The sequence below is a fragment of the Pseudoalteromonas holothuriae genome (assembly GCF_945859825.1).
GTDB lineage: Bacteria > Pseudomonadota > Gammaproteobacteria > Enterobacterales > Alteromonadaceae > Pseudoalteromonas > Pseudoalteromonas holothuriae.
This window is the reverse complement of record NZ_CAMAPC010000001.1, coordinates 62,954-83,485: the sequence shown is the minus strand read 5'-3', so window position 1 is coordinate 83,485 and position 20,532 is coordinate 62,954. Positions and strand designations below refer to the sequence as shown.

Sequence of the window (20,532 nt, the reverse complement as noted above, 5' to 3'; positions counted from 1 at the left end):
AAAAGAAACAAAAAATTTAATAAAACAACACCTTAACTTCAAGTGGAATTTTTTAATTTTATATTTTGCAAATAAAAGTTGATGGTATAAGTTGAAAAATGAGGCCAACCTCATCTCAAAGGAAGCTAATATGATAGAAATAACTAGACGGATTGCTTTGCTTGCCAGCTTTTGCATGTTTACTCTCCATGTACTTGCTCACGAAGCTACTTTCCAAAACAATGAAGGTCTGGACGACAAACTTGCAAAGTTGATTAAGCAACATGAACTAATTGGGGATTTCACCTCAAATGTGAATATACCATCAGTAAACGACCCAGAAGTAAAACTTGGTAAGCTATTGCTTTTCTCTAAAGCGCTCAGGATGTTGCCTGTGCAAGCTGTCATCACCCTTACTTAGGTGGTGGGGGTGGCCTTGCGTTACCAGTGGGCACACTGGTAAAAGAGGCTGATACGATAGGACCAGGTAGAGAAACCGTGACTGGTCAGTTTTATGTGCCTCGCAACTCCCCCCACCATTTTCAATGCATGGACTGAAAAGCACAGCTTATTTCGTGACGCCAGAGTAGAATTTTTAGACTGGCTGGCACCAGAAAAAGGGATCAGCACAGCCGATGTACCGTACCCAAATACTGGTGGCTGCTTACTTGCCGCTCAATCTCGCTTTCCTGCTGTCACAAATGGTGAGTTATTTAAAAACCATTGGCGAGAATTATTTGAAGATGTGTATGGACAAACCAATGAGCCTGATGAGGAGTTGGTAACCAACAATAACATTATGAAGGCGATTGCCGCTTACCAACAATCAATGAACTTTACTGAAAATCCTTGATTTGACTACATCAAAGGTAATAAGTCGGCCATTACAGAGTCTCAAAAACGCGGGGCTTATTTATATCTTTACCTGCCCCCACCTCCTTCTGATGGTGGGGAGCCACCAAGCTTTATCCCAACTCAGTGTATTGGTTGTCACAATACGGATAGCTTTACCCAAACCAAGGTATCTAATTATCACCGTCTTTCGTTTCCCCAAATTGGTCCAGGTACTGGCGCTGGAATGACAAAAACCAATTGCTAATCAATGCTTAACAACCCCGAGCATACAATATGGTCAGCTATTTGATGAACAACCAGCCTGTGTTGGCTCCGGTGAAGCACACTTTTAATATCAAAGTGAGCAAGCCAAATTAAGATCCATGCCCAGCATGGTTCCGGCAGTAGCGATATCTTTACTGGATAATTTTGGCCTAGTCGCCACATGTATGACTTTACCTCCCAACTAAGCAACAATAGCAAATATCTTCGTTTAGATGGCCTGCAGACAGGTTGGTATTTTGTCAGTGTACTGGGCGGCAGTAATTATGGCACCACCATAGAAGTAGATATTAAGTAGTTAAACTCAGGTTTGGATAAGCGTTTTAAAATAGAAAGTACTTTGTAACTCACGTTACTTGCTATCCACAGCTAAAACGAGTTATACCAATTACATTAAATAAATGGCTTATTAGCTAGATAAAAATTTCGGTATGTCGCTATTCTACATCAGTCATTTTTAACGCGGTTAATGAGTCATTTTACTCGCTAAAATGACTCATGTTTTAATAAAATTAGTATGCTACCTTAGCAACCCAAAAACCTAAGTGATACATTCTTTAACACATGCAGCTGCGCTATCATGTTAAGCAGAATGTATCACCTAGCGTTAAAACGACGCTTTCTAAAGGACAACTTTATGACTATTACACGCCAACACACTAACCAACGTATGAGCCGTATTGTAACCCACAACAATACTATCTATTTGTGCGGTCAGGTATGCAGCGATGCCTCACAGGATATTACAGAACAAACTCAAACTATGCTCGCTAAGGTGGATGACTTACTTGCTCAAGCAAACAGCGACAAATATCACCTGCTCAGTGCTACGGTGTATATCAGTGATATGCAATATTTTGCAAAAATGAATGACGTATGGGATGCGTGGATACCTGAAGGCTACGCTCCTGCAAGAGCCTGTGTGCAAGCGGCTATGGCTCGGCCTGAGTTATTGGTTGAAGTATCAATTGTTGCGGCTGTAAAAAATAGCAAATAAATCGCATTATGCATTGTTAATTAACAACCCCTAACTTGGCAGTGCAAGGTACGGAATTATCGCTATCTTCGCTGCTCTTGCTCTAAGCGCTTACCTTCTTCTTCTATCATGTGATACATATTAGCTTTTATTTGCGCTTCTTGTGCTTTAAATTCACCTAGCTGCTGCTCAAGCGCATCTATTTGGGCTTGCTCACTGCTGTCTTGGTACTCTCGAGCACCTATATGTTGGTGAAGTATTTGCCCTAATTGTGTTTCACTTTGATATTCAGAATTAAGACGTAAACCCCTTTGTATAGGAGAGGTTTTTAACTTATTTATCTGTTCTTGAAGCCGCTCTATTTGCGCTTTGATTACTCCTAAAGCTTCTTCTAGGTTTTCATAATCTGCTTTGAATGCTGGATTGCTTTTCTTATATCCACTTGCAATTTCATCCCACTTTTGGGTGAGTACAGCTTCCTTTGCATGCTCTGAAGTTTGCTCATTTTCACTGTCACTTTTAACTTTCTTGTTGAAATAAAGCTCACTATTTTTTGTAGTAAAACTAGGTGTATAAGTACTTACTTTCATTGTCTATCCTTAGAAGGTTGTTAACTGCTTTATAACGGCAAAGTGGCAGAAAGCTTTAGTCTCAATTTAGGCACGCATTTTATTTCCCCCTAATTAAAAATCTAAATGTAATCAGCCTATACTCATTGATACCTCAGATGCGATTTTATTACCTACATTGAAAGTATTTTGCTCCCTAGTATGGGCTTGGTTATTGTTCTTGTGCATGCATTCTCCTGTAGCAGGCGGCAAATCGGTGCCACTTATACCCATTACTCTGGCTACTACCAATGATCCAAGAACACCGCTATATCAAAAAACAAATCAAGTTTTAAACGCGGCATTGGCTGAATTAGGATTTGCACTCACGGTTGTCACACTGCCTAACAAACGAAGTTTAAGCTGGGCAAACCTCGGTAAAGTCGATGGTGAGTTATTTCGTATTAGCAACTTAGATTTGGCTAAACTACCTAACCTTGAGCAAGTGACTGAAGCAATAGCCATTGTAGATCAGTCTGTCATCGGCAAAGAACATATCATTGTTAATGGCTGGCAAAGCATGCAAAGTTACACTATTGCCTATGAGCGTGGCACGGTATTTTTAGACAAAAATCAGGCCCGTTTTAAAGGCGTAATTTTAGTTGATGATTTTCATCAAGCAATACAGTTAATCAGTATGGATAGAGCTGATATTACAGTAACCAGTCATGCAACCGCAAATAGGTTGCTGAACTTATCACCTGTAAAATTTTCAGATATAAAAATTCATACCCCACCATTAGTTAAGATTAAATTACACACTTATATCAATAAAACTCGCCACCCCAACCTTGCTAAGCAGCTCGCTCAAATACTACATACGATGAAACAAGACGGGCGTTACCAGCAGTTAAACCAGATAAAATCTCCATGACTACATTAAATTGATAATTACTAGGGGCTGTTGATCTTTGAGGTATGAATTTTTTTCAAATCAAAGGCTTTCATTACGCGAAATGAGTAATGCAGCATAATAATTTATGTCAGTTGCGAATGACAAAGTAGTGAAAGCCTTTGGTTGAAGCCTTTGGTTGAAGCCTTTGGTTGAAGCCTTTGGTTGAACCCTTTGGGCAGCGCCACTCGAGCATTTTTTCTACGTTATCACCTGACTTACATAGAATAACTATGCGACGCAGGTTCTGCCTTGCCAAAATACCCGAATGACTGCTGCAAAAACACACAGCAAAGATCAACAGCCCCTAGCCACCTTTTATTACCCTATTTTTCAGATTCAATACTAAACCCCGGCTACGCGCTAACCAATAAAACATAATAAGCAAAATAATTAAATCGGCATATTCAACCAATGCAAAGCTGCGAATTTCCTCAGGAAAACTTTGTAAGCCTTGACCAACAAACGACCCAACAGCAATGAACAAAGCAAAACACATGCGCCAAATATGACGAGTCAAGCGCATAATATAACTAAGCTCCCTCGCAGTCATGTAGCGTATATCTGATAGCCCACAAATAACCGCCAATATACCAAACATAATAAAAGGCTCAGCAGTAAAGCCTTGATAGAGACCTGTATCGGATTGCAGTGTCCAGTAAGCACAAACTAGGCTATAAATTCCCACGCATAAACACGCTATCATTAGAGTGATATTCACTTTACAACGTCTATGATTGGCAAACTTGAATACGCCTACTCCAGATATCACTAAATAGAGGGTGAACAAGCCTGCAATAACGGAAATATCCATTGGCTTTAAATAGGCAACCACAACCCCCGAAATACCCATTAAAACCATAGTAACGACAAACCAATTACCCGCTTTAATATGCTTACGCTTTCCTTTTTCGCTAAATAGCGCTATATACCCTGCAACAACAGCTAATACGCCAAAAGTAATATGAATGTATAAAATAATTGATTGCAACATGCTAACTCCTAAACCATCAATTTAAACTAGCAACATGATAAGCTGGCACTGCATTTAAGTCGTCCACGCCACCTAGCAAGGACAAAAAGAAATAGAATTAAAAATAAAATCATATATTTCAAAGATATAAAAAATGAACATTGAAGCGAATAATTTGTTTGAGATACTTTTTTCAGCCCTTTCACTAGGTGTTGGTGGCTTTGCTATCCACTCAATTGCTGTAAAATTAAAACAACAATTGTTTTACACCCCTCTGCTCATCTTACTTATCAGCCTTAGCGTAATAAGTTCATCAGGTATTGTGTTCTTTATTTTTGAGCAATATATATTAATTTATATCGCTTTATTAGCACCTTGCTTTTTAGTCTTATCGCCTAGCTTGTGGCTTTATACAGGCGCACTTGTCGCAGATGAACCGTGGCAATTTAAAGGTGTTTATATTAAACATTATGTGCCTGCATTCATTAGCCTCGTGCTTAGTGCAACTTTATTACTGACACCAGCCTCAGTTACACAGCACATGTTCTTTAGCAGTGATGAGGTATCTAGCACTCCACTCACGCTATTTATCAGTATCTCAATCATGATCACGCTAACAGTGTGGTTTATACAAACCATTTACTACCTTTATCACTTAGTAGCGCTGACAATTAAGTATCATAAACAACTTAAAAACATCTTTAGCGACTTAACACATAAAAAAATTAAATGGCTGATTTATATTACTATGTTATTAGTTATTAATTGGCTATGGGGTGGCTTATCACTGTTGTTAGACAACAGCCACATGCGCATTTTTGAACCTCACTGGGGACAAGCGCTATGCCTAATCACAATTTGGGGGCTGGGCTTTTTTGGTCTACAACAACAACCTGGCTTTGTAACTACTTATGATACTGCAAAACCAAAAGGTGTTAATACTCAAAAACCTACTGAAGTAGCCCCATATCAACGCTCAGCATTGTCTGACAAAAATGCCAATAAGATTGCAGATAAGATAAAACATGCATTAGAGCACGAACAGGTTTATTTAGACCCACATTTAAACCTATTTAAATTAGCAAAACATTTAAATGAACCCAGCCAATATGTATCGCAAACACTTAGCCAAGTAATGCAAACGTCATTTTTTGAATGTATAAATCATGCTCGAATAGAAGCTGCTAAAGTTAAATTACTCGAAGGTCAAAGTAATGTATTAGAAATTGCTATGTCGGTTGGGTTTAACGCCCGCTCTTCTTTTTATAAAGCATTTAAAAACGTGACAGGGCAAACGCCTAGTCAGTTTCAAAAAAAACATAGTCCATAGTTCGTCAGCGATGTTCGATAACAACTATACTTGCCGAATAGGGCAATAAAAATAAGGGTACAGTCATGCGATTCAACGCACGTGTCGGTCAAATATTTGGCTGGTTCATGCTCGCGCAGCTTGCAATTGAAAGTGCAAATGCCCGTAGCGATGTTGATTTGTTTTCCCTTGATATAACCGAGCTACTTAACGTCACCATTGAAGCAAGAAAAGTTGAAGAGAACTTACAAAATACGCCGATTTCAGTGTCTGTTATGTCGGGCGAATTTTTAGAACAGCGCGCTTTAGATAACTTAGTAGATGCCGCTGACTTTATTCCAAATATTACTATCACCACCGTAGGAGAAAACTCAGGTTGCACACACTGTGCAGGAATAACAATACGGGGAGTCGGTCAAGTCGACCCAATTCCCACCACCGATCCCAGCGTTGGTTTATATATTGATGGTGTTTATCATGCACGATCCGCAGGCTCAATCATTAATTTTTTAGACATTGACAGGGTAGAAGTTCTTAGAGGCCCACAAGGTACTTTGTATGGCAAAAATTCCATAGGCGGTGCTATTAATGTGTTAACCAATAAAGTGAGTGACAAACAAGATATCAGCACCAATGTCACCATGGGTGAGTATAATCGACTCGATACTTCATTATTAATTAACTTGCCCCTAAATAATAAATGGGCAACACGCATAGCAGTTGCTAAATTCACCGAAGATGGGTTTGTGAAACGTGTAAATGGCGAGCTTGAAGGCGGTCAAGATGAGTTAGGTTTATTGGCAAAGCTAAGGTATAAACACTCCAGTAAATTGAATATTGAACTAAGTATAGATAGGCAACTACAACATAATGGTACTGCTGCGTCAGTACTGAGCAAAAAAAATGATGATGCGAGCCTTATCTCACTTTTTAACTCAATCGCTAACGATACCTCTGCGATTAATACTCTCCCCCCTCTACAAATTTTTGATGACCCCTTTTTAAGTGCAGCCACGACAGAAAATGAAAATAGACTCAATCAAACTGGCTATCGCAGCACCATTGAGTGGGGAGTCACGGATAAGCTGCACCTTAAAACTATTGCTAGTTACCGCTCATTAGATGCGACTTATGGTCGTGATTTTGATAATAACCCCGTTAATATTGGCTTCACCCACGATGAACAAACACAACGCCAACGCACTCTAGAATTTAATTTATCCAGCAACCAAAACGATGACTTCAAATGGTTATTGGGGCTGTTTACTATTGATGAACGTATTAGCTATGACTTTCGGTTTGTCTTTCTAGAAGGGCTATTTTTAGGGCTAGAGACACTCCCAGCCCCTATGGATGGCTCTTCACTATCTAGTCCAACAAGCATAGGTGGGCCAAACAATCCTTTAAATATAGGGCTTGATTTAGATAATACGTTTAATAACAAGGTAGATAATCAAAGCCTGGCGTTATTTGCCCACACAAATTATCGATTAGCCCCTAAATGGACACTCACTACAGGCGGAAGATTAACTTGGGAAAATAAGAAACAACAAGTTGTCACGCATCTAAATGTGGCTAATATTATTGCAATTAACCGCACCGATCAAAGTCCAGAAGGTGCTATTGAAAAAAGCTGGCGTGTATTCTCACCTTTGCTGGGGATACAATATAATCAGTCCGTCGATTCAATGATATTCTTCAATGCATCAAGAGGGTTCAAGTCAGGTGGTTTTAATGGTGTTGCTAACACCGCTGTGTCTGCGCGCCCTTTTGAACCAGAATACCTAACGTCTTTTGAGTTAGGTATGCGTTCACAGTGGTTTGATAATCAATTGCGTATTAACAGTACTGCCTTTTTAATTAAACATAAAGATATGCAACTGCGAGGCGGGGAGTCAGATGAAAATTCTGGCGTTGAAATTTTTATCGATAACGTTGGTAATACAAGCACTAAAGGAATGGAGTTGGAAGTCGAAGCCCAGATTAGCGCCTCAATTAATGTAACTGCCAGTATGTCATACACAGATGCTAAGTTTACCGACGTTGGCACAGCAACTGAAGTCACCACTGATAGCAAGCTTATCAAAACACCGCGTTGGACCGCTGCAATAAGTATAAAAAAAGATTGGCAACTTAATAAAGATAAATTGCTAACCACCAGACTTAGCTGGGCGTATCGAGATGAAGTGTATAATGATGTATTCAACAATGTGCATGCTAAACAAACCTCTATTTCGCTGCTCAACTTTTATCTTCAATACCCCATTAGTAAACAGCTTAACGTCAGTGCTTTTGTAAGCAACTTAACAAACGAGTACCATGTCATTGGTGCAAATGATTTTACGAGCGCATTTGGTGTTGCCGAATATTATTTAGCCCCCCCGCGCCAAGCTGGTTTGTCATTGAGTTATCAATTTTAAGAATTAGTAAATTTTTATTTCTCAAGATACTATCTACAGCACAGTAATAATCAAATGAACTAAGAACACGATGATTGCCACAGTTAACATATTTCCACTTTGGGCTATCTTGCTCAGTACTATCGCATTTTTCTTTCCAACTTTATTTATTGACTACAAAGCAGCCATCATTCCCTTGTTAATGTTTATTATGCTCACGATGGGGCTAACACTCACCACAAAAGACTTTGCAAGAGTATTCAAAAATAAAAAAGCGGTATGGATTGCGGTTGTACTGCAGTTTACGGTAATGCCGTTGTTGGCATTTACGCTTGCCAGCTTAATGCACTTTGATACTGACCTTTTAATTGGTATGGTTTTAGTTGGCACAGTGGCAGGTGGTACAGCAAGCAATGTAATGTGCTATTTAGCCAAAGGCGATGTCGCACTATCTATCTCTATGACCGCAATAAGCACCCTACTGGGCGTATTATTAACGCCGCTTTTAACTTCTCAGCTGATTGGGCAGGTTGTAGACATTCCCATACTCGCGATGCTCAGCAGTTTATTGAAAATAGTCTTGCTTCCCGTCGTTGCAGGTGTGCTCTTTAATCATTTTTTTGCCAGACCATTAGCTATAATAAAACCACAATTACCACTGTTTTCTATGAGTGCGATTGTCATCATCATCGCCATTATCGTCGCCCTAAATCATGATAAGCTACAAAGCGTCGGCCTGATAGTGCTCCTTGGCGTAGTATTACATAATACTCTGGGACTATTGTTGGGCTATTTTGTGCCTAAATATTTAGGCCAAGATGAACAAGTATGCCGCACAATTGCCTTTGAGGTCGCAATGCAAAACTCAGGACTGGCGGTTGCACTTGCTATGAAATTTTTCACGCCAACGGCAGCCATCGCTGGGACGTTATTTTCTATTTGGCATAATATCAGTGGCTCCATATTAGCAGGTATTTGGAGTAACACAGACTTATATAATAAGAGTGACAAACACTCCTAACAAAGTTAAAAAATGTTTTAATAAAATTGGTATAAAATAGTGTCTATATCGACACTTACTCGTGTAAATCACAGTAACAAACAAGCCGCACTATGTGCGGCTTCAATAGAATAATCAACATGTAAGGGAAGGAAGAAAGTTAGTTATTTTCGAGCAACTGCCCCGAACCAATTGAAATTTTACGCGGCTTTAACGCCTCTGGTATTTCACGTTCTAAATCAACAACTAAAAGCCCATTTTCAAGTTCAGCGCCCAGCACCTTGACATGATCACCCAATTGAAATTTACGCTCAAAATTACGTTGTGCAATACCCTGATGAATAAATTTAGCTTCTTTATTTGGCGCTTTACTTTGTTTCTCGCCTTTAATTAATAAAGTATTACCCTCAGACTCTAAAGCAAGTTCTTGTTCAGTGAAGCCTGCGACTGCCATCGTAATTCGATACTTGTCTTTGTCCAGCGCTTCAATGTTGTACGGTGGAAAGCTTGGCTGCTTTTCATTTTTTGCAGCAGCATCCATCAGTGATGTTAAATGATCAAAACCAATGAATGAACGATGAAGTGGAGATAGATCGAATGTTTGCATAATATGTATCCTCATAGAGCAATAACGTCGCTGCTTACTCTTTTAAAAAAGCAATAAACAGCATTTAAAACAAATAGTTAATTTAATTAAGGACCCTGTCGGCGTCCTTACATACCTATCTATGGACGAGCCAAAACGATTTCAAGAGGATTATGTCAAAAAAAAACTAACTAATTGATTATTAATTATAATTATCTTATTGCTCAGAATGAGACTGAAAGCCGATTATGCAAATGTACCTGCACTTCAATAAAGTAATCTTCAAAATAAACCCACTAGTCAATACTCGAGGTGTTTTCTAGTGCCTGCATTATGTCTTGTAACTTTAGCTTATTCTTTGCTTTTTCACGCAACTGCTCTAAAGCAATAGTATAACTTGCCTCAAGCGCCTGATTCGCCTTTACTTTAATATCGGGTTTCACCCCCACACCTTCCCAGTTAGTTTTAGTTATTGGGTTAATTGCTTTTGACGTTGGCATAGCAACTCGAATACCATTTGGTAAATTAACAAAACGCCAAGGATTCGCCCCTCCTTTGGTATTTTCGCCAATAATTGTTGCGCGTCCTAAGTGCTTAAAATTATATGCAAACTCTTCAGCAGCCGAAAACGTTTTATTACTAGTTAAAATATAAATAGGTAATTTAGGTCGTTTTTTACCATTAACAGGTACTGTCCAAAACTCACTTGTTAAGCCGCTATCTCGTGAATAAAAACTATTTAAGTGCGTATCTTTTTCTAAAAAATAGCTGCTAATCAGCTGTACCATGGTAGCGTCGCCACCACCATTATTTCGTAAATCTATAATTAAACTATCACTGTCTTCAAGTAACGTGATTATTGCTGCTACTTTTCGCTTACTTTGCTTGGTTACATTAGCAAAGCCCCAAAATGACAGTAGGCCCACATTACCCGGTAATACTTCAACCCGCTCAAAACCATAATTTTTACGTGCTAACTTATCAAGCCAAGATTCATAAATAGTTTCATCCGTTGTTGATTTTTTATTTGAACTCGGCACAAAAGACATACTCAAGTGCTTATCAAATTTATGTAATTCATTATTAATGATAGATAGTAACTGCTTACTAGAGGTGGCTGATTTAAATGACTTGCTTTGAGCTAAAGTATCTAATGCATTTATAATGCTGGGAATATTTTGCACTTCGACATAATGAAGTTGTATGCTCTGTTGTAACTGTGTAAGCATTTCAAAGTGTTGATTTGATTTATCAGCGCCATTACATAACCCTTTATGGGCCCAAAATAATGTAAGTATAAGAATATAGTAATACGATTTCATAGGGTTGCCTTATTTTTGTTATGACCCTATAGACCAACTCAATTGATATTACGTTCCTTTTCCATTATTAAATACTGGTATATTTTTCCTTATAAATGAAGCAACAAAGATGCTTGCGCCTTTTTAGGCATTTTTTTCACAACGAGCAAATAAGAATTATCAATCATCCGTGCAACCTCTGTGCTAGGTATAGAGCCATCTAATAATACTGTATTCCATAATCGTTTATTCATGTGATAACCAGGTAATACGGACGAAAATATATCTCTCAATGCATGCGCTTCATCGGGGTCACATTTGAGGTTAATTCGCCAAAGTTGACTCTCTACATCCCCCATTTTTTTACCTAACGCTAAGGTAGCAAACATCTTGTTTTTTACTTTATAAACATCGACTCCCTCTCCAAATGGTTGGCTGACTGTTGCCTCAGGCTTACTCATAAAATATTGATGTACTTGATGGCGATCCATTACCTCTCCTTGTCATATAAAATTGGTCTTTGCTGTTTATTTACTAGTGCTTGAGTGTAATGATTTGTGCCATTGCCTATAATTTACAGCTGCTAATATAGTATAAAATGAGAATAAAATGACTGTGGGGAAATAACCCTTACACACATAAAGATAAATAGAAACGGCATCAATCACAACCCAATATAACCAGTTCTCTAACACTTTTTTGGTAAGCATATAGGTAGCAACCACACCAAAACAAGTCGTTAAAGCATCTAAGTAAGCGAAATCTGCATAGGTATGGTTGTCCATCACATAACCCACGCCTAACGAACATAAAGAGGTAAGCACGATTAATTTACTGTGCTTGGCTACAGACCAAGATGACACCAGTAATGTGCTTTGCGTAACCTGTATGGATTTTGCACTTGTTACTGCTCCTTGACGCCATTGCCACCAGCCATACACAGCCATTGCCAAATAGAAAAAATTCAGCAATGACTCCATTAACAAAGCACCATTAAAAAACAATAGGGTATAAATTAAAGTACTTAATCCGCCCGCAACCCAACACCAAGCGCTTTGTTTCATCGCAAGCAACATGTAAGCAATTGACAATACAACTGCTAAGTATTCCCACACTGACATAGCTTGAAAACCACTAATAACGTGTTGTAAAAAGTTCAAAAACTCATGCATGTTCTACTTCTCGATAGTTATAAGGAACCACTCACCCTAGATAATTCCTTTATGCGATTGAGCGCTAATTAATATGCAACAAATATTCAAAAATTTGCGTGAAGCAATAACGCATGCCATAACAGCCTAAATAGCACTATTTTTTCAACTTCTAAAGAGATCATACCTTATATGAACAACGTGTGATCCCTTTCTCTGTAGCTTTTATAATTTGTACACTGGTAGTACTTTGTAAACTACAACCACAGCCTTATGGCCACTGCACTTTAACTAAATTGCTATCAGCAAGCAGAGAATGAGAAACCAATATTTTATCGCCGCTAGGGTGCAAACTAAACTCTACATCCCAGCTATTCTCAAACAATAATCGTTGCTGTGTTAGTCCTGAGTTCACATCAAGACGATTAAGAGAGACATTGAGCTGTCCAGTTTCACTCCAATACACATAGTCATCATGTACTTGCCAATTTAATGAACTCAAATGATCAAACGCCATTAACGAGACCCTTTCTCCCCCCTTGCGCTCTAGCCACAACGTATAATCGCTATCGAGTAAGTAACTGTCGCCATTGGTTAATTCTTTTCTTTCACTAATACCATGTTCTACTTTTTCTTTCTTTTTGGTATGCAGGTTATAACGATACAAAACAGTATCCACGCCCTCTAGACGCGAATAATAAACACTCTGACCCGCTCGGCCCCAATGCGGCACTCCCACTTGCTCTTCCGTTAGGCTAATTTTTTTAAACTGTTTAGACTTAATATCCAACACAAAGATACGTTCTTCTATTTTACCCGTAAGCTTTGTCCCTGTAGGGTTTAGAGATAAGCGAGTTACGATATGTCTGGCGTTAAATGTATATAGCACCCTTTGCTGACCTTTGGTATCAATAGACTTTATATATGCACGTTGCTCATTTTTACTGGTGAAATACATCATATCGCCAGCGTTGTTATAAATAGGGTTAAAATCAGCATTTGAATCTGGAAAATACGCCAGTGAAGTTATATCAGTTTCACTAAATGGGTTTTTAACTTCCTGAATATCCTTATAATTCATGCGGTGTTGACGCATAAACAAACATTTTTTACCACATGAATAAAAAGCGTCATTTAGTCCAGGCGCACTCCCTGATTGCTCAACCAATTGTTCTGTGCGCATATCAAAGTAGTACACATCACCTTTAAAACTGCTAAGTACTAATCTATCTGGTGTATCTTTGAGCCAAACCAAATGAGATGCAAAAAAGCCAAGGTTAACTTCACTAACAATATTTTGTTGCTCTAAATCATGGATTAATAAGTGATAACGTCGCTCAGATACGTTTCTGATCAATGCCAAATAACGTCCATCAGGGGAGAGTTGAGCTGCATAATCGCCATACCCTTTAACGAATGGAAAAGTCATTTGTTGTAACAAGTTTTGACTAATAGAGTAACGATAAATGGCATGCTGCCTTAAACTATTACTGCCTGATGATAAGGCACTGACGTACAAGGTATCGTTATCAACCCCAAATGAGACCGGATAAACACCATTAGTAGCAAAGTTAAGAAGCTTTGTTTCGTGCAAACCACTGTTGGCATAGCGTGCAATATAACTTTTCATGCCAGTGGGTGTATTTTTATTGTATACAACATATTGCCCATCATTTGAAAAAAACACGGATAAATAGTTGTCGCGATCAAAAGACAATCTATGCACTAAACCCGTCGTAAGGTTTTTACGGTGCAGCGCATAGGGGCTATCGTTATTTTCTCTGTATATAAATAACAAAGTATCATGTTTGGGGTGGTAGCTGGCACTCATTTCTGAGCCGGACATATCTGTTAGCGTCTCAATTTGTATTGCATCCGCGTTAAGTATTTCAGTACTTTTCTTTTGAATTTTTTGCTCATAAAAAAACCAATTACTTAGCAAAATAAGTACGATCAAAGCCGCTGTGATCCATAGCAATTTGGTGTAAAAAAACCGTTTATCTTGCTTGCCCAAGTTATGTTTTTGCGTATTACCCGAGCCTTTTACAAGCTGCACTGGCGCGATTAGCGCATAGCCTTGCATTGGAATGGTTTTTATATATCTAGGCTCTTTGGCGTCATCTTCGAGCGCAAAGCGTACTTTTTTTATAACCCGTCGAATAGCATCATCACTGACCTGTCGATTACCCCATACATGCTCAAGCAAGGCTTGACGAGATACCACGTCTCCTGCGTGCTGTATTAAATAGTACAAAACAGCCAAAGGGAGTGGCTCAAGTTTTATAGACTTATCACCAAAAGATACCTCAGCTGATTGAAAGCACACACGCTTATCTGCAACCATATAGTTAGGCGATTTAGTAAAAGGGAAATTTAATTCATCCATAATTCAAAAGCTTAGCATTGTGATTTTTTATGACCATGCCAGTCTACCGCTAAGTTCATAAACGGTCCATGGCCAATCATAAAGAAAAGTGACAGATTCTCCAAATACGCTCATTATTATGGAAATCTGTATGAACACCTCACGACTTAATTATCTTATCGCGCTATTAATATCTTTGTTATGTGCATTAATGCCAATCTTTTGTAGAGCAAGCTCAGTACCTTTAGTTAAAGTCAAACCGGTACAAGCTTGGTCTAGCGGCTTAGAGTATACCCTTAACTGTAATGTCTCTATCCCTTTTGCAACCAAATTATCCAGTGATGTAGAGGCAAAGATCACTTTTATTTTACCCGCTGGTAGTTTGGTAAAACGAGGAGAGTTAATTGCCTCACAAGATAAAACATATCTAGATTTTCAGCATCAACAACTACAAAAAACTCGGCAAATCGAAAAGCTTACAATGGAACATGCAACGCAAGAATTTGCTCGCTTATCAAAATTAAACAAAGAACATGTGTCAGCCTCACAACTCAACCTGCTAGCTTTACAACGTGACACAGCAAAATTAAATTACTTAAGCCTAGATTACCAAATACAAGAGCTCAAACAACGCTTAGATAACCTAAAACACTTTGCACCTACTGATGGTTACGTATTGAGTACCCTTGCAGATCCGGGTGAATTTATTGCCAACGGAGCACCTATTGCTGAGTTTATTTCACAGCGTGATAAAGAGCTAACCTGTGAACTGCCACATAGCCTGTTATCCAAGCAAAACCCTCTGGCCCATAGCGAGTTTTTATTACCTTCTGGTGATGCATTATCGCTCATACGAACCAGTGCTGATATTGATAAAACCAATCAAATGCTTAACCTCTATTTTTCTAATTCACAGCACACACTGACACACTTTCGATTGGGTCAGCGATTAACTGTTACCATGCGAACTGCCGCCAAAAATCTTAGTGTTGTGCCTGCTGAGAGCGTGGTGCTTGCCCAAAATCAGAACTATGTATGGCAAATCGATGAGCTATTAAAAGCCCACAAAACTTCCGTAAGTATTATCAAAAACTTAGGGCGCACTTTTTTAGTGCAAGCGACACTAACTGAAACTGACCGAGTTGTCACCTTAGGACAAAATAACCTTGCAGACCAAGGGGAAGTCAAAATACTTAATGACTTAGCTAACACCGTCATTTCGGGGGAGAAAAAATGACTCTGCAAGTAATTCAGCACCAAAATAAATTAACCCCTATTGTTCTCGCGATAGCCGTTTTAGTCTGTATTATCGGTGCCCTTGCTGGCACTAAACTACCTAATGCCTTGCTTCCTCCAATAGATAGACCTGAAATATTAGTGTTCACAAACTGGCCAGGTAAGAGTGCTCAAGAAATAGAACAAACGTTAATCGCACCATTAGAAAACACTTTATCAGGACTTTCAAATAACACTCTAATAGAAAGCAATATATCCAACAGTACAGCTTCAACTCGACTGGTATTTAAAGCCAATACTGATATGAATGAAGCTTATATGCAAACGCTCACAAGTATTTCTCAAGTTCCAAATTGGCCCGCGAACGTTGCGCCGCCTTTTGTGCTCAATCAGGCTAACGGCGCAGGCGTAACAATGGCGACAGCCATGCTGTATTCACAACAGCCAACGTCTAAACAAGCATATATTGATACCTTCAAAAACATTGTCTATCCTGCGCTTATCAAAATTGATGGCGTAGCAAGTATTGCTACGGCCAGCAACCCGATTGGTCAACGAATTGATATTGAAGTTGATATGAATAAACTGGCACAATTGCAAATCCCCCTGTCAACATTAAGTGCACCTCTGCGTTTATTGGCCGACAGATCAGGCAGTACACTAAAACTTGGTGATCGCGAATATGAACTGCATTTTGAAGGTCAACTTAACCAAAATGCACTTAGTAATCTGGCAATTTATAGCACCGAATCACACATAGTTCGCTTACAAGATGTTGCAACGGTGACCCTTCGTGTTGAACAAGATTGGGGATTCTCGTCAATGCACGGTAATCGAGCATTTTACTTTCGTTTAAACCCAAGTAACGATGTGAACGCGCTGGCGACTGTGAGCAAAATAAAATCTACCATAAAGACGCTTAACCAAGGGCCTTTAAGTACACACAGCATGACGTTAGCCCTTAGTAGAGATGACTCCAAAGCCATTCACAGTGCCATAGAACAAGTTTATATTGCGCTGTTAATTGGCGTGCTTCTCTCTACCGCTATTTTATTTTACTTCTTTCGTAACCTAAAAACAGTGAGCTTCGTCTTTGTCAGTATCCCAGTATGTCTTGCTAGCGTTTTGCTTGCGATGTTTACATTCGACTATAGCCTCAATGTAATTTCACTCGCAGCAATGGCACTGTCGGTAGGACTACTATTAGATGCAGCCATTGTCGTAGTAGAGCGCATTGAACACAAAATTCAACAAGCGCCGAATGAATCTGTGGTAACTAATATTGCATCAGCGGTCGGAGAAGTTAAAGGCGCTATTTTATCTTCTACCCTGTCTAGCATCATCATATTCGTGCCTATTTTGATGATATCTGGCCCTGAGGCACAGCTATTTGAAGACCTTGCTTTTACAATTTCCAGCGCGTTATTTGCATCACTCCTCGTTGCTTTAATACTGATCCCCGTACTGGCTCGTTATGTACTTATTAAACCAACCCTAAAATTAGTCAAATCAGCTGAGCGCGGCACTCGATTGCTTACTTTAAGCACCAGAAATATAAGCCTAAAAGTAACAACATTAATATTGGGCATACCAGTGGCTTTACTTTGTGCTTATTTTGCAAGCCCACCGTTAGATGTCTTACCTGCACCAAAGAGCAAAGTGGCACTAGCCTATATTAGTTATTCCGACCCACTCTCTGCACATGCGGTAGAAAAACATATCGCTATGCCTATTTTAGATAGAATTGCAGCACAAAAAACAAACCCCGATGCCCCAAATTATGATGTAACTGGCATGTTTTGTTTTCCAAGTGGTTGCTTATTATATTTCTACCCGCCTGAGGATTGGGATTACCAGGTATTTAAGCATTGGATATCAACCAAGCTGACTCACGATATAGCGGGCACCCGTACATTTATCAATCAAGGTAATTTATTGAGCTTTGCCTTACCTAATAACCGTCAAACACAACTCGATTTACAAGGTGCTGCTCTTGAGGTATTACAAGCGCAAGGAAAATCGTTACTTAAGAAGCTACAAACACAGTTTCCAGATGCCAATATTGCATCACAGACTGAGCTAAATAATCAAACAGCTCGCATTGCCTTCACGCCAAAATACGAGCAGCTTGTCCGCTATGGTATTAATAATGGCTTTTTAACACAGCAACTACAGTTGCTCAGCCAAGGGGTTTATTTAGGGCAGTTTGCCAGTGGAGGGGAGAATCTGCCATTTTATTTAAAATCACAGCAAAACCAAGATTTAGAGCACATGTTAGCAACGCAAGTTGTCATTCCTAACTTCGGCCTTATCCCTTTATCTGAACTCGTCGATGCAACATTTACACTTGCGCCATCGAGCTTGTTGCGTGTCAATCAACAAACAAGCATAACTCTTAACTTATCCCCACCTGAAGGACAAACCGTTGCTGAGTTTTATACACAAGTAAGCGAGTATGTACAAACGTTACAGCAAACCACAGAGTTCAGTGCATTATCTATAAAAGTAAGGGGTAGCGCAGATAATCTGTCTCAATTCTTAAATGAATTTTTAAATATGTTCAGCTTGTCGATGGTTATTCTGGTGTTTTTATTGTGGCTTGCGCTGAGCTCTTGGAAGCTCACATTTGCCGTGATTGCTAGTATGCCTTTAGCGCTAGCTGGTGGTATGCTGTGCTTACAATTACTAAACCTATTCAGTATCCAAAACTTAGATATGATCACATTAATTGGCTTTATTATTTTAATGGGGTTAGTTATCAATAATGCCATTTTACTAGCCAATAAATTTCAAGATAATTTGACACAAGGTGACAGCCAACAAGTCGCTATTTTAAATGCAGTGAGTGCCAGAAAACGTGCGATATATATGAGTACAGGCACTAGTATATTCGGCATGCTACCACTAATGCTAAGCCCTGGGGAAGGTGCTGAAATATATCGTGGTCTTGCCGCTGTGATTATTGGTGGTATGACATTTAGCGCGTTGTTTAGTTTAAGTTTTATGGCCGCACTACTCTCTTTGCCCTTATTTGAGCCTAAAACAAAAGCAATACAACTAACCGTGACCGCATAACTGCACTTTGTCAGCGGTCAGTCAAAAAGCCTTATCTTAAAGCGCGCTTATGCTGCCTTAAGGTAAGGCTCTTGGCCTTTATGTTTTGCGTTACGCTTAAAGCTACCTTTACCTTTTTTGGCTTTTTCAACTTTTGCCTTAAATAGCGTACTCGTTACCAATGCTTTTAGTGCATTGTCTTTTATCTCGCCGCGATGATGTGCATGCGCGGGCAGTTTTTTACTCATGATAAGCTCCTAAAGTGTAAGAATATAACGCCTATGGCGCGATGCTGATTATTGGCTGTAATAAGACAGTATGCAAGTATTTTTCATCCATTTCCTCAGTATTTTTTAAAATCAAAAAGCACTTTTAAAACAAAGAATTAAAAAGTATTACTTAACTAATAAACCAGTTTACACTGAGTGCTCTAATATAATGTTATAAAACTTACATATCCCACTGGCTATACTGACTCTACATCACGCTAACTTTTTCAATTATTGAGTTTTATTATGCCCAGCATTGCAACTAGCCACGGTATAACTATTAATTATCAAGATGAAGGGCCCTGCGATGCACCAACGGTAATTTTAATCATGGGCTTGGGGGCACAAATGACGGTATGGCCTGACGCTTTTTATTATGGTCTGGTAAGTAATGGTTTTCGAGTCATTCGCTTTGATAATAGAGATACGGGGCTTTCATCACAACTTGAACACTGCGGACGCCCAAGCCTCATAAAAGCATGGCTGAGCAGGCGCTTGCCAATCTCAAGCTCAGTGCCTTACACCCTTGAGGATATGTGCTTAGATGTACTTGAGTTAATGAGGGCATTAAAAGTAAAAAAAGCACACTTAGTCGGCGCTTCAATGGGTGGCATGATAGCCCAACTGCTTGCAGCAAAATATAAAAAGAAGGTGCTCAGCCTAACTTCTATTATGTCATCAAGTTCAGCACCTGCACTGTCGCGATCAAACGTCGGCTTGCTCTTTAAATTAATGCGCCTTAAGCCTGCGGCGAAAAGCCAAGAAGCTGCCATTGATTATTTAGTTAAGCTTAACCAACTGATAGGCAGCCCAGGTTATCCTCAAGATGAACAGATACTCAAACAACAAGCAAGACTAAGCGTATCTCGTGCGCACACACCTAATGGCTTTAAACGCCAACTTATTGCACTGACCAATAGCCAATCAAAAGAGCACTTACTTGGTAAAATAAAAGCACCCACATTAGTAATACATGGTTTAGCTGACCCAATTATTCCCCTAGCTGCTGGTCAAAAAACCGCACAACAAATTCACAAAGCCAAGTTCAAAGTGGTGCCCGGAATGGGACATGATTTTCCGCCTGAATTAATGAAGAAACTCACTAAATGGGTGAGCAAACACATCAAAAAAGCGGAGCAAAAAAGACTTAAGAAAAAATAGATAGATAACCCAGTTGACGTATAACTAGTACACAGGTGACATTAACTACACTGAAGCCAAAATAATCAACTACTTAAAAAATCGAGACATGTTAATCTTTGCAGCAACCCTTGTTAACTTAAGCTCTGCTTAAATGCGTCTTTATAGCGCCTTGAAA

General features: G+C 39.2%; 19 protein-coding genes. 11 read left to right on the top strand and 8 right to left on the bottom strand.

Translation table 11 applies throughout. The annotated features are described in order from the left end of the window. Positions 1-130 precede the first annotated feature (130 nt). The 4 genes from OCI93_RS00350 to OCI93_RS00335 all read left to right on the top strand — a co-directional run bounded on the left by OCI93_RS00350 (position 131) and on the right by OCI93_RS00335 (position 2,092). Positions 131-400 carry a hypothetical protein gene (locus tag OCI93_RS00350; protein WP_261625541.1) on the top strand — a complete coding sequence of 90 codons (270 nt, stop codon included), beginning with the start codon at positions 131-133 and terminating at the stop codon, positions 398-400. Between the two features lie 93 nt (positions 401-493). After that, positions 494-832 carry a hypothetical protein gene (locus tag OCI93_RS00345; protein ID WP_261625540.1) on the top strand — a complete coding sequence of 113 codons (339 nt, stop codon included), beginning with the start codon at positions 494-496 and terminating at the stop codon, positions 830-832. Positions 833-1,258: 426 nt separating this feature from the next. Beyond that, positions 1,259-1,393, top strand: coding sequence for a hypothetical protein (locus OCI93_RS00340; RefSeq protein WP_261592520.1), 135 nt, complete (start codon positions 1,259-1,261; stop codon positions 1,391-1,393). 339 nt (positions 1,394-1,732) lie between these two features. Further along, on the top strand, positions 1,733-2,092 hold the full coding sequence (locus tag OCI93_RS00335) for a RidA family protein (RefSeq protein ID WP_261592521.1): 360 nt from the start codon (positions 1,733-1,735) through the stop codon (positions 2,090-2,092). A 62-nt stretch (positions 2,093-2,154) separates the two neighbouring features. Here OCI93_RS00335 and OCI93_RS00330 read toward each other — a convergent pair whose 3' ends face one another. Beyond that, entirely contained in the window at positions 2,155-2,661 is a 507-nt protein-coding gene (locus tag OCI93_RS00330) for a hypothetical protein (protein WP_261592522.1), read from the bottom strand. Between the two features lie 205 nt (positions 2,662-2,866). Between OCI93_RS00330 and OCI93_RS00325 the strand changes: the two genes are divergently transcribed. After that, positions 2,867-3,553, top strand: a complete 687-nt coding sequence (locus OCI93_RS00325) for a substrate-binding periplasmic protein (RefSeq protein ID WP_261625539.1) — start codon at positions 2,867-2,869, stop codon at positions 3,551-3,553. A 325-nt stretch (positions 3,554-3,878) separates the two neighbouring features. Here OCI93_RS00325 and OCI93_RS00320 read toward each other — a convergent pair whose 3' ends face one another. Further along, entirely contained in the window at positions 3,879-4,565 is a 687-nt protein-coding gene (locus tag OCI93_RS00320) for a hypothetical protein (protein ID WP_261592524.1), read from the bottom strand. A 133-nt stretch (positions 4,566-4,698) separates the two neighbouring features. Between OCI93_RS00320 and OCI93_RS00315 the strand changes: the two genes are divergently transcribed. The 3 genes from OCI93_RS00315 (at position 4,699) to OCI93_RS00305 (ending at position 9,273) form a co-directional block, all read left to right on the top strand. Beyond that, positions 4,699-5,874: a helix-turn-helix domain-containing protein gene (locus tag OCI93_RS00315; protein ID WP_261625538.1), complete on the top strand. Its 1,176-nt coding sequence runs from the start codon at positions 4,699-4,701 to the stop codon at positions 5,872-5,874. 65 nt (positions 5,875-5,939) lie between these two features. Further along, positions 5,940-8,273 carry a TonB-dependent receptor gene (locus OCI93_RS00310; RefSeq protein WP_261625537.1) on the top strand — a complete coding sequence of 778 codons (2,334 nt, stop codon included), beginning with the start codon at positions 5,940-5,942 and terminating at the stop codon, positions 8,271-8,273. A gap of 70 nt (positions 8,274-8,343) precedes the next feature. After that, the gene (locus OCI93_RS00305; protein ID WP_261592527.1) at positions 8,344-9,273 is read left to right on the top strand and encodes a bile acid:sodium symporter family protein; all 930 of its coding nucleotides are present in this window, start codon (positions 8,344-8,346) and stop codon (positions 9,271-9,273) included. A 139-nt stretch (positions 9,274-9,412) separates the two neighbouring features. Here OCI93_RS00305 and OCI93_RS00300 read toward each other — a convergent pair whose 3' ends face one another. The 5 genes from OCI93_RS00300 to OCI93_RS00280 form a co-directional block, all read right to left on the bottom strand. Beyond that, complete coding sequence (locus OCI93_RS00300) at positions 9,413-9,859, bottom strand: Hsp20 family protein (RefSeq protein ID WP_261592528.1); 447 nt, start codon at positions 9,857-9,859, stop codon at positions 9,413-9,415. Positions 9,860-10,134: 275 nt separating this feature from the next. Then, positions 10,135-11,160 (bottom strand): S41 family peptidase, encoded by a 1,026-nt coding sequence (locus OCI93_RS00295; protein WP_261625536.1) that lies wholly within the window; start codon positions 11,158-11,160, stop codon positions 10,135-10,137. Between the two features lie 89 nt (positions 11,161-11,249). Then, complete coding sequence (locus OCI93_RS00290; RefSeq protein WP_261625535.1) at positions 11,250-11,630, bottom strand: MmcQ/YjbR family DNA-binding protein; 381 nt, start codon at positions 11,628-11,630, stop codon at positions 11,250-11,252. Positions 11,631-11,666: 36 nt separating this feature from the next. Next, positions 11,667-12,299, bottom strand: a complete 633-nt coding sequence (pnuC, locus tag OCI93_RS00285) for a nicotinamide riboside transporter PnuC (protein ID WP_261592665.1) — start codon at positions 12,297-12,299, stop codon at positions 11,667-11,669. Between the two features lie 262 nt (positions 12,300-12,561). After that, positions 12,562-14,676, bottom strand: coding sequence for a winged helix-turn-helix domain-containing protein (locus OCI93_RS00280; RefSeq protein WP_261625534.1), 2,115 nt, complete (start codon positions 14,674-14,676; stop codon positions 12,562-12,564). Between the two features lie 130 nt (positions 14,677-14,806). Here OCI93_RS00280 and OCI93_RS00275 point away from each other — a divergent pair, with 130 nt between their 5' ends. Beyond that, the gene (locus tag OCI93_RS00275; RefSeq protein ID WP_261592532.1) at positions 14,807-15,892 is read left to right on the top strand and encodes an efflux RND transporter periplasmic adaptor subunit; all 1,086 of its coding nucleotides are present in this window, start codon (positions 14,807-14,809) and stop codon (positions 15,890-15,892) included. Further along, a complete protein-coding gene (locus tag OCI93_RS00270) occupies positions 15,889-18,966 on the top strand; it encodes an efflux RND transporter permease subunit (protein ID WP_261625533.1) in 3,078 nt (1,025 codons plus the stop codon). Before OCI93_RS00275 ends, OCI93_RS00270 begins: the two co-directional genes overlap by 4 nt. A gap of 47 nt (positions 18,967-19,013) precedes the next feature. Here OCI93_RS00270 and arfA read toward each other — a convergent pair whose 3' ends face one another. Continuing rightward, positions 19,014-19,193, bottom strand: a complete 180-nt coding sequence (gene arfA / locus OCI93_RS00265) for a ribosome alternative rescue factor ArfA (RefSeq protein ID WP_261592534.1) — start codon at positions 19,191-19,193, stop codon at positions 19,014-19,016. Between the two features lie 267 nt (positions 19,194-19,460). Here arfA and OCI93_RS00260 point away from each other — a divergent pair, with 267 nt between their 5' ends. Further along, positions 19,461-20,375: an alpha/beta fold hydrolase gene (locus tag OCI93_RS00260; protein ID WP_261592535.1), complete on the top strand. Its 915-nt coding sequence runs from the start codon at positions 19,461-19,463 to the stop codon at positions 20,373-20,375. Positions 20,376-20,532 lie beyond the last annotated feature (157 nt).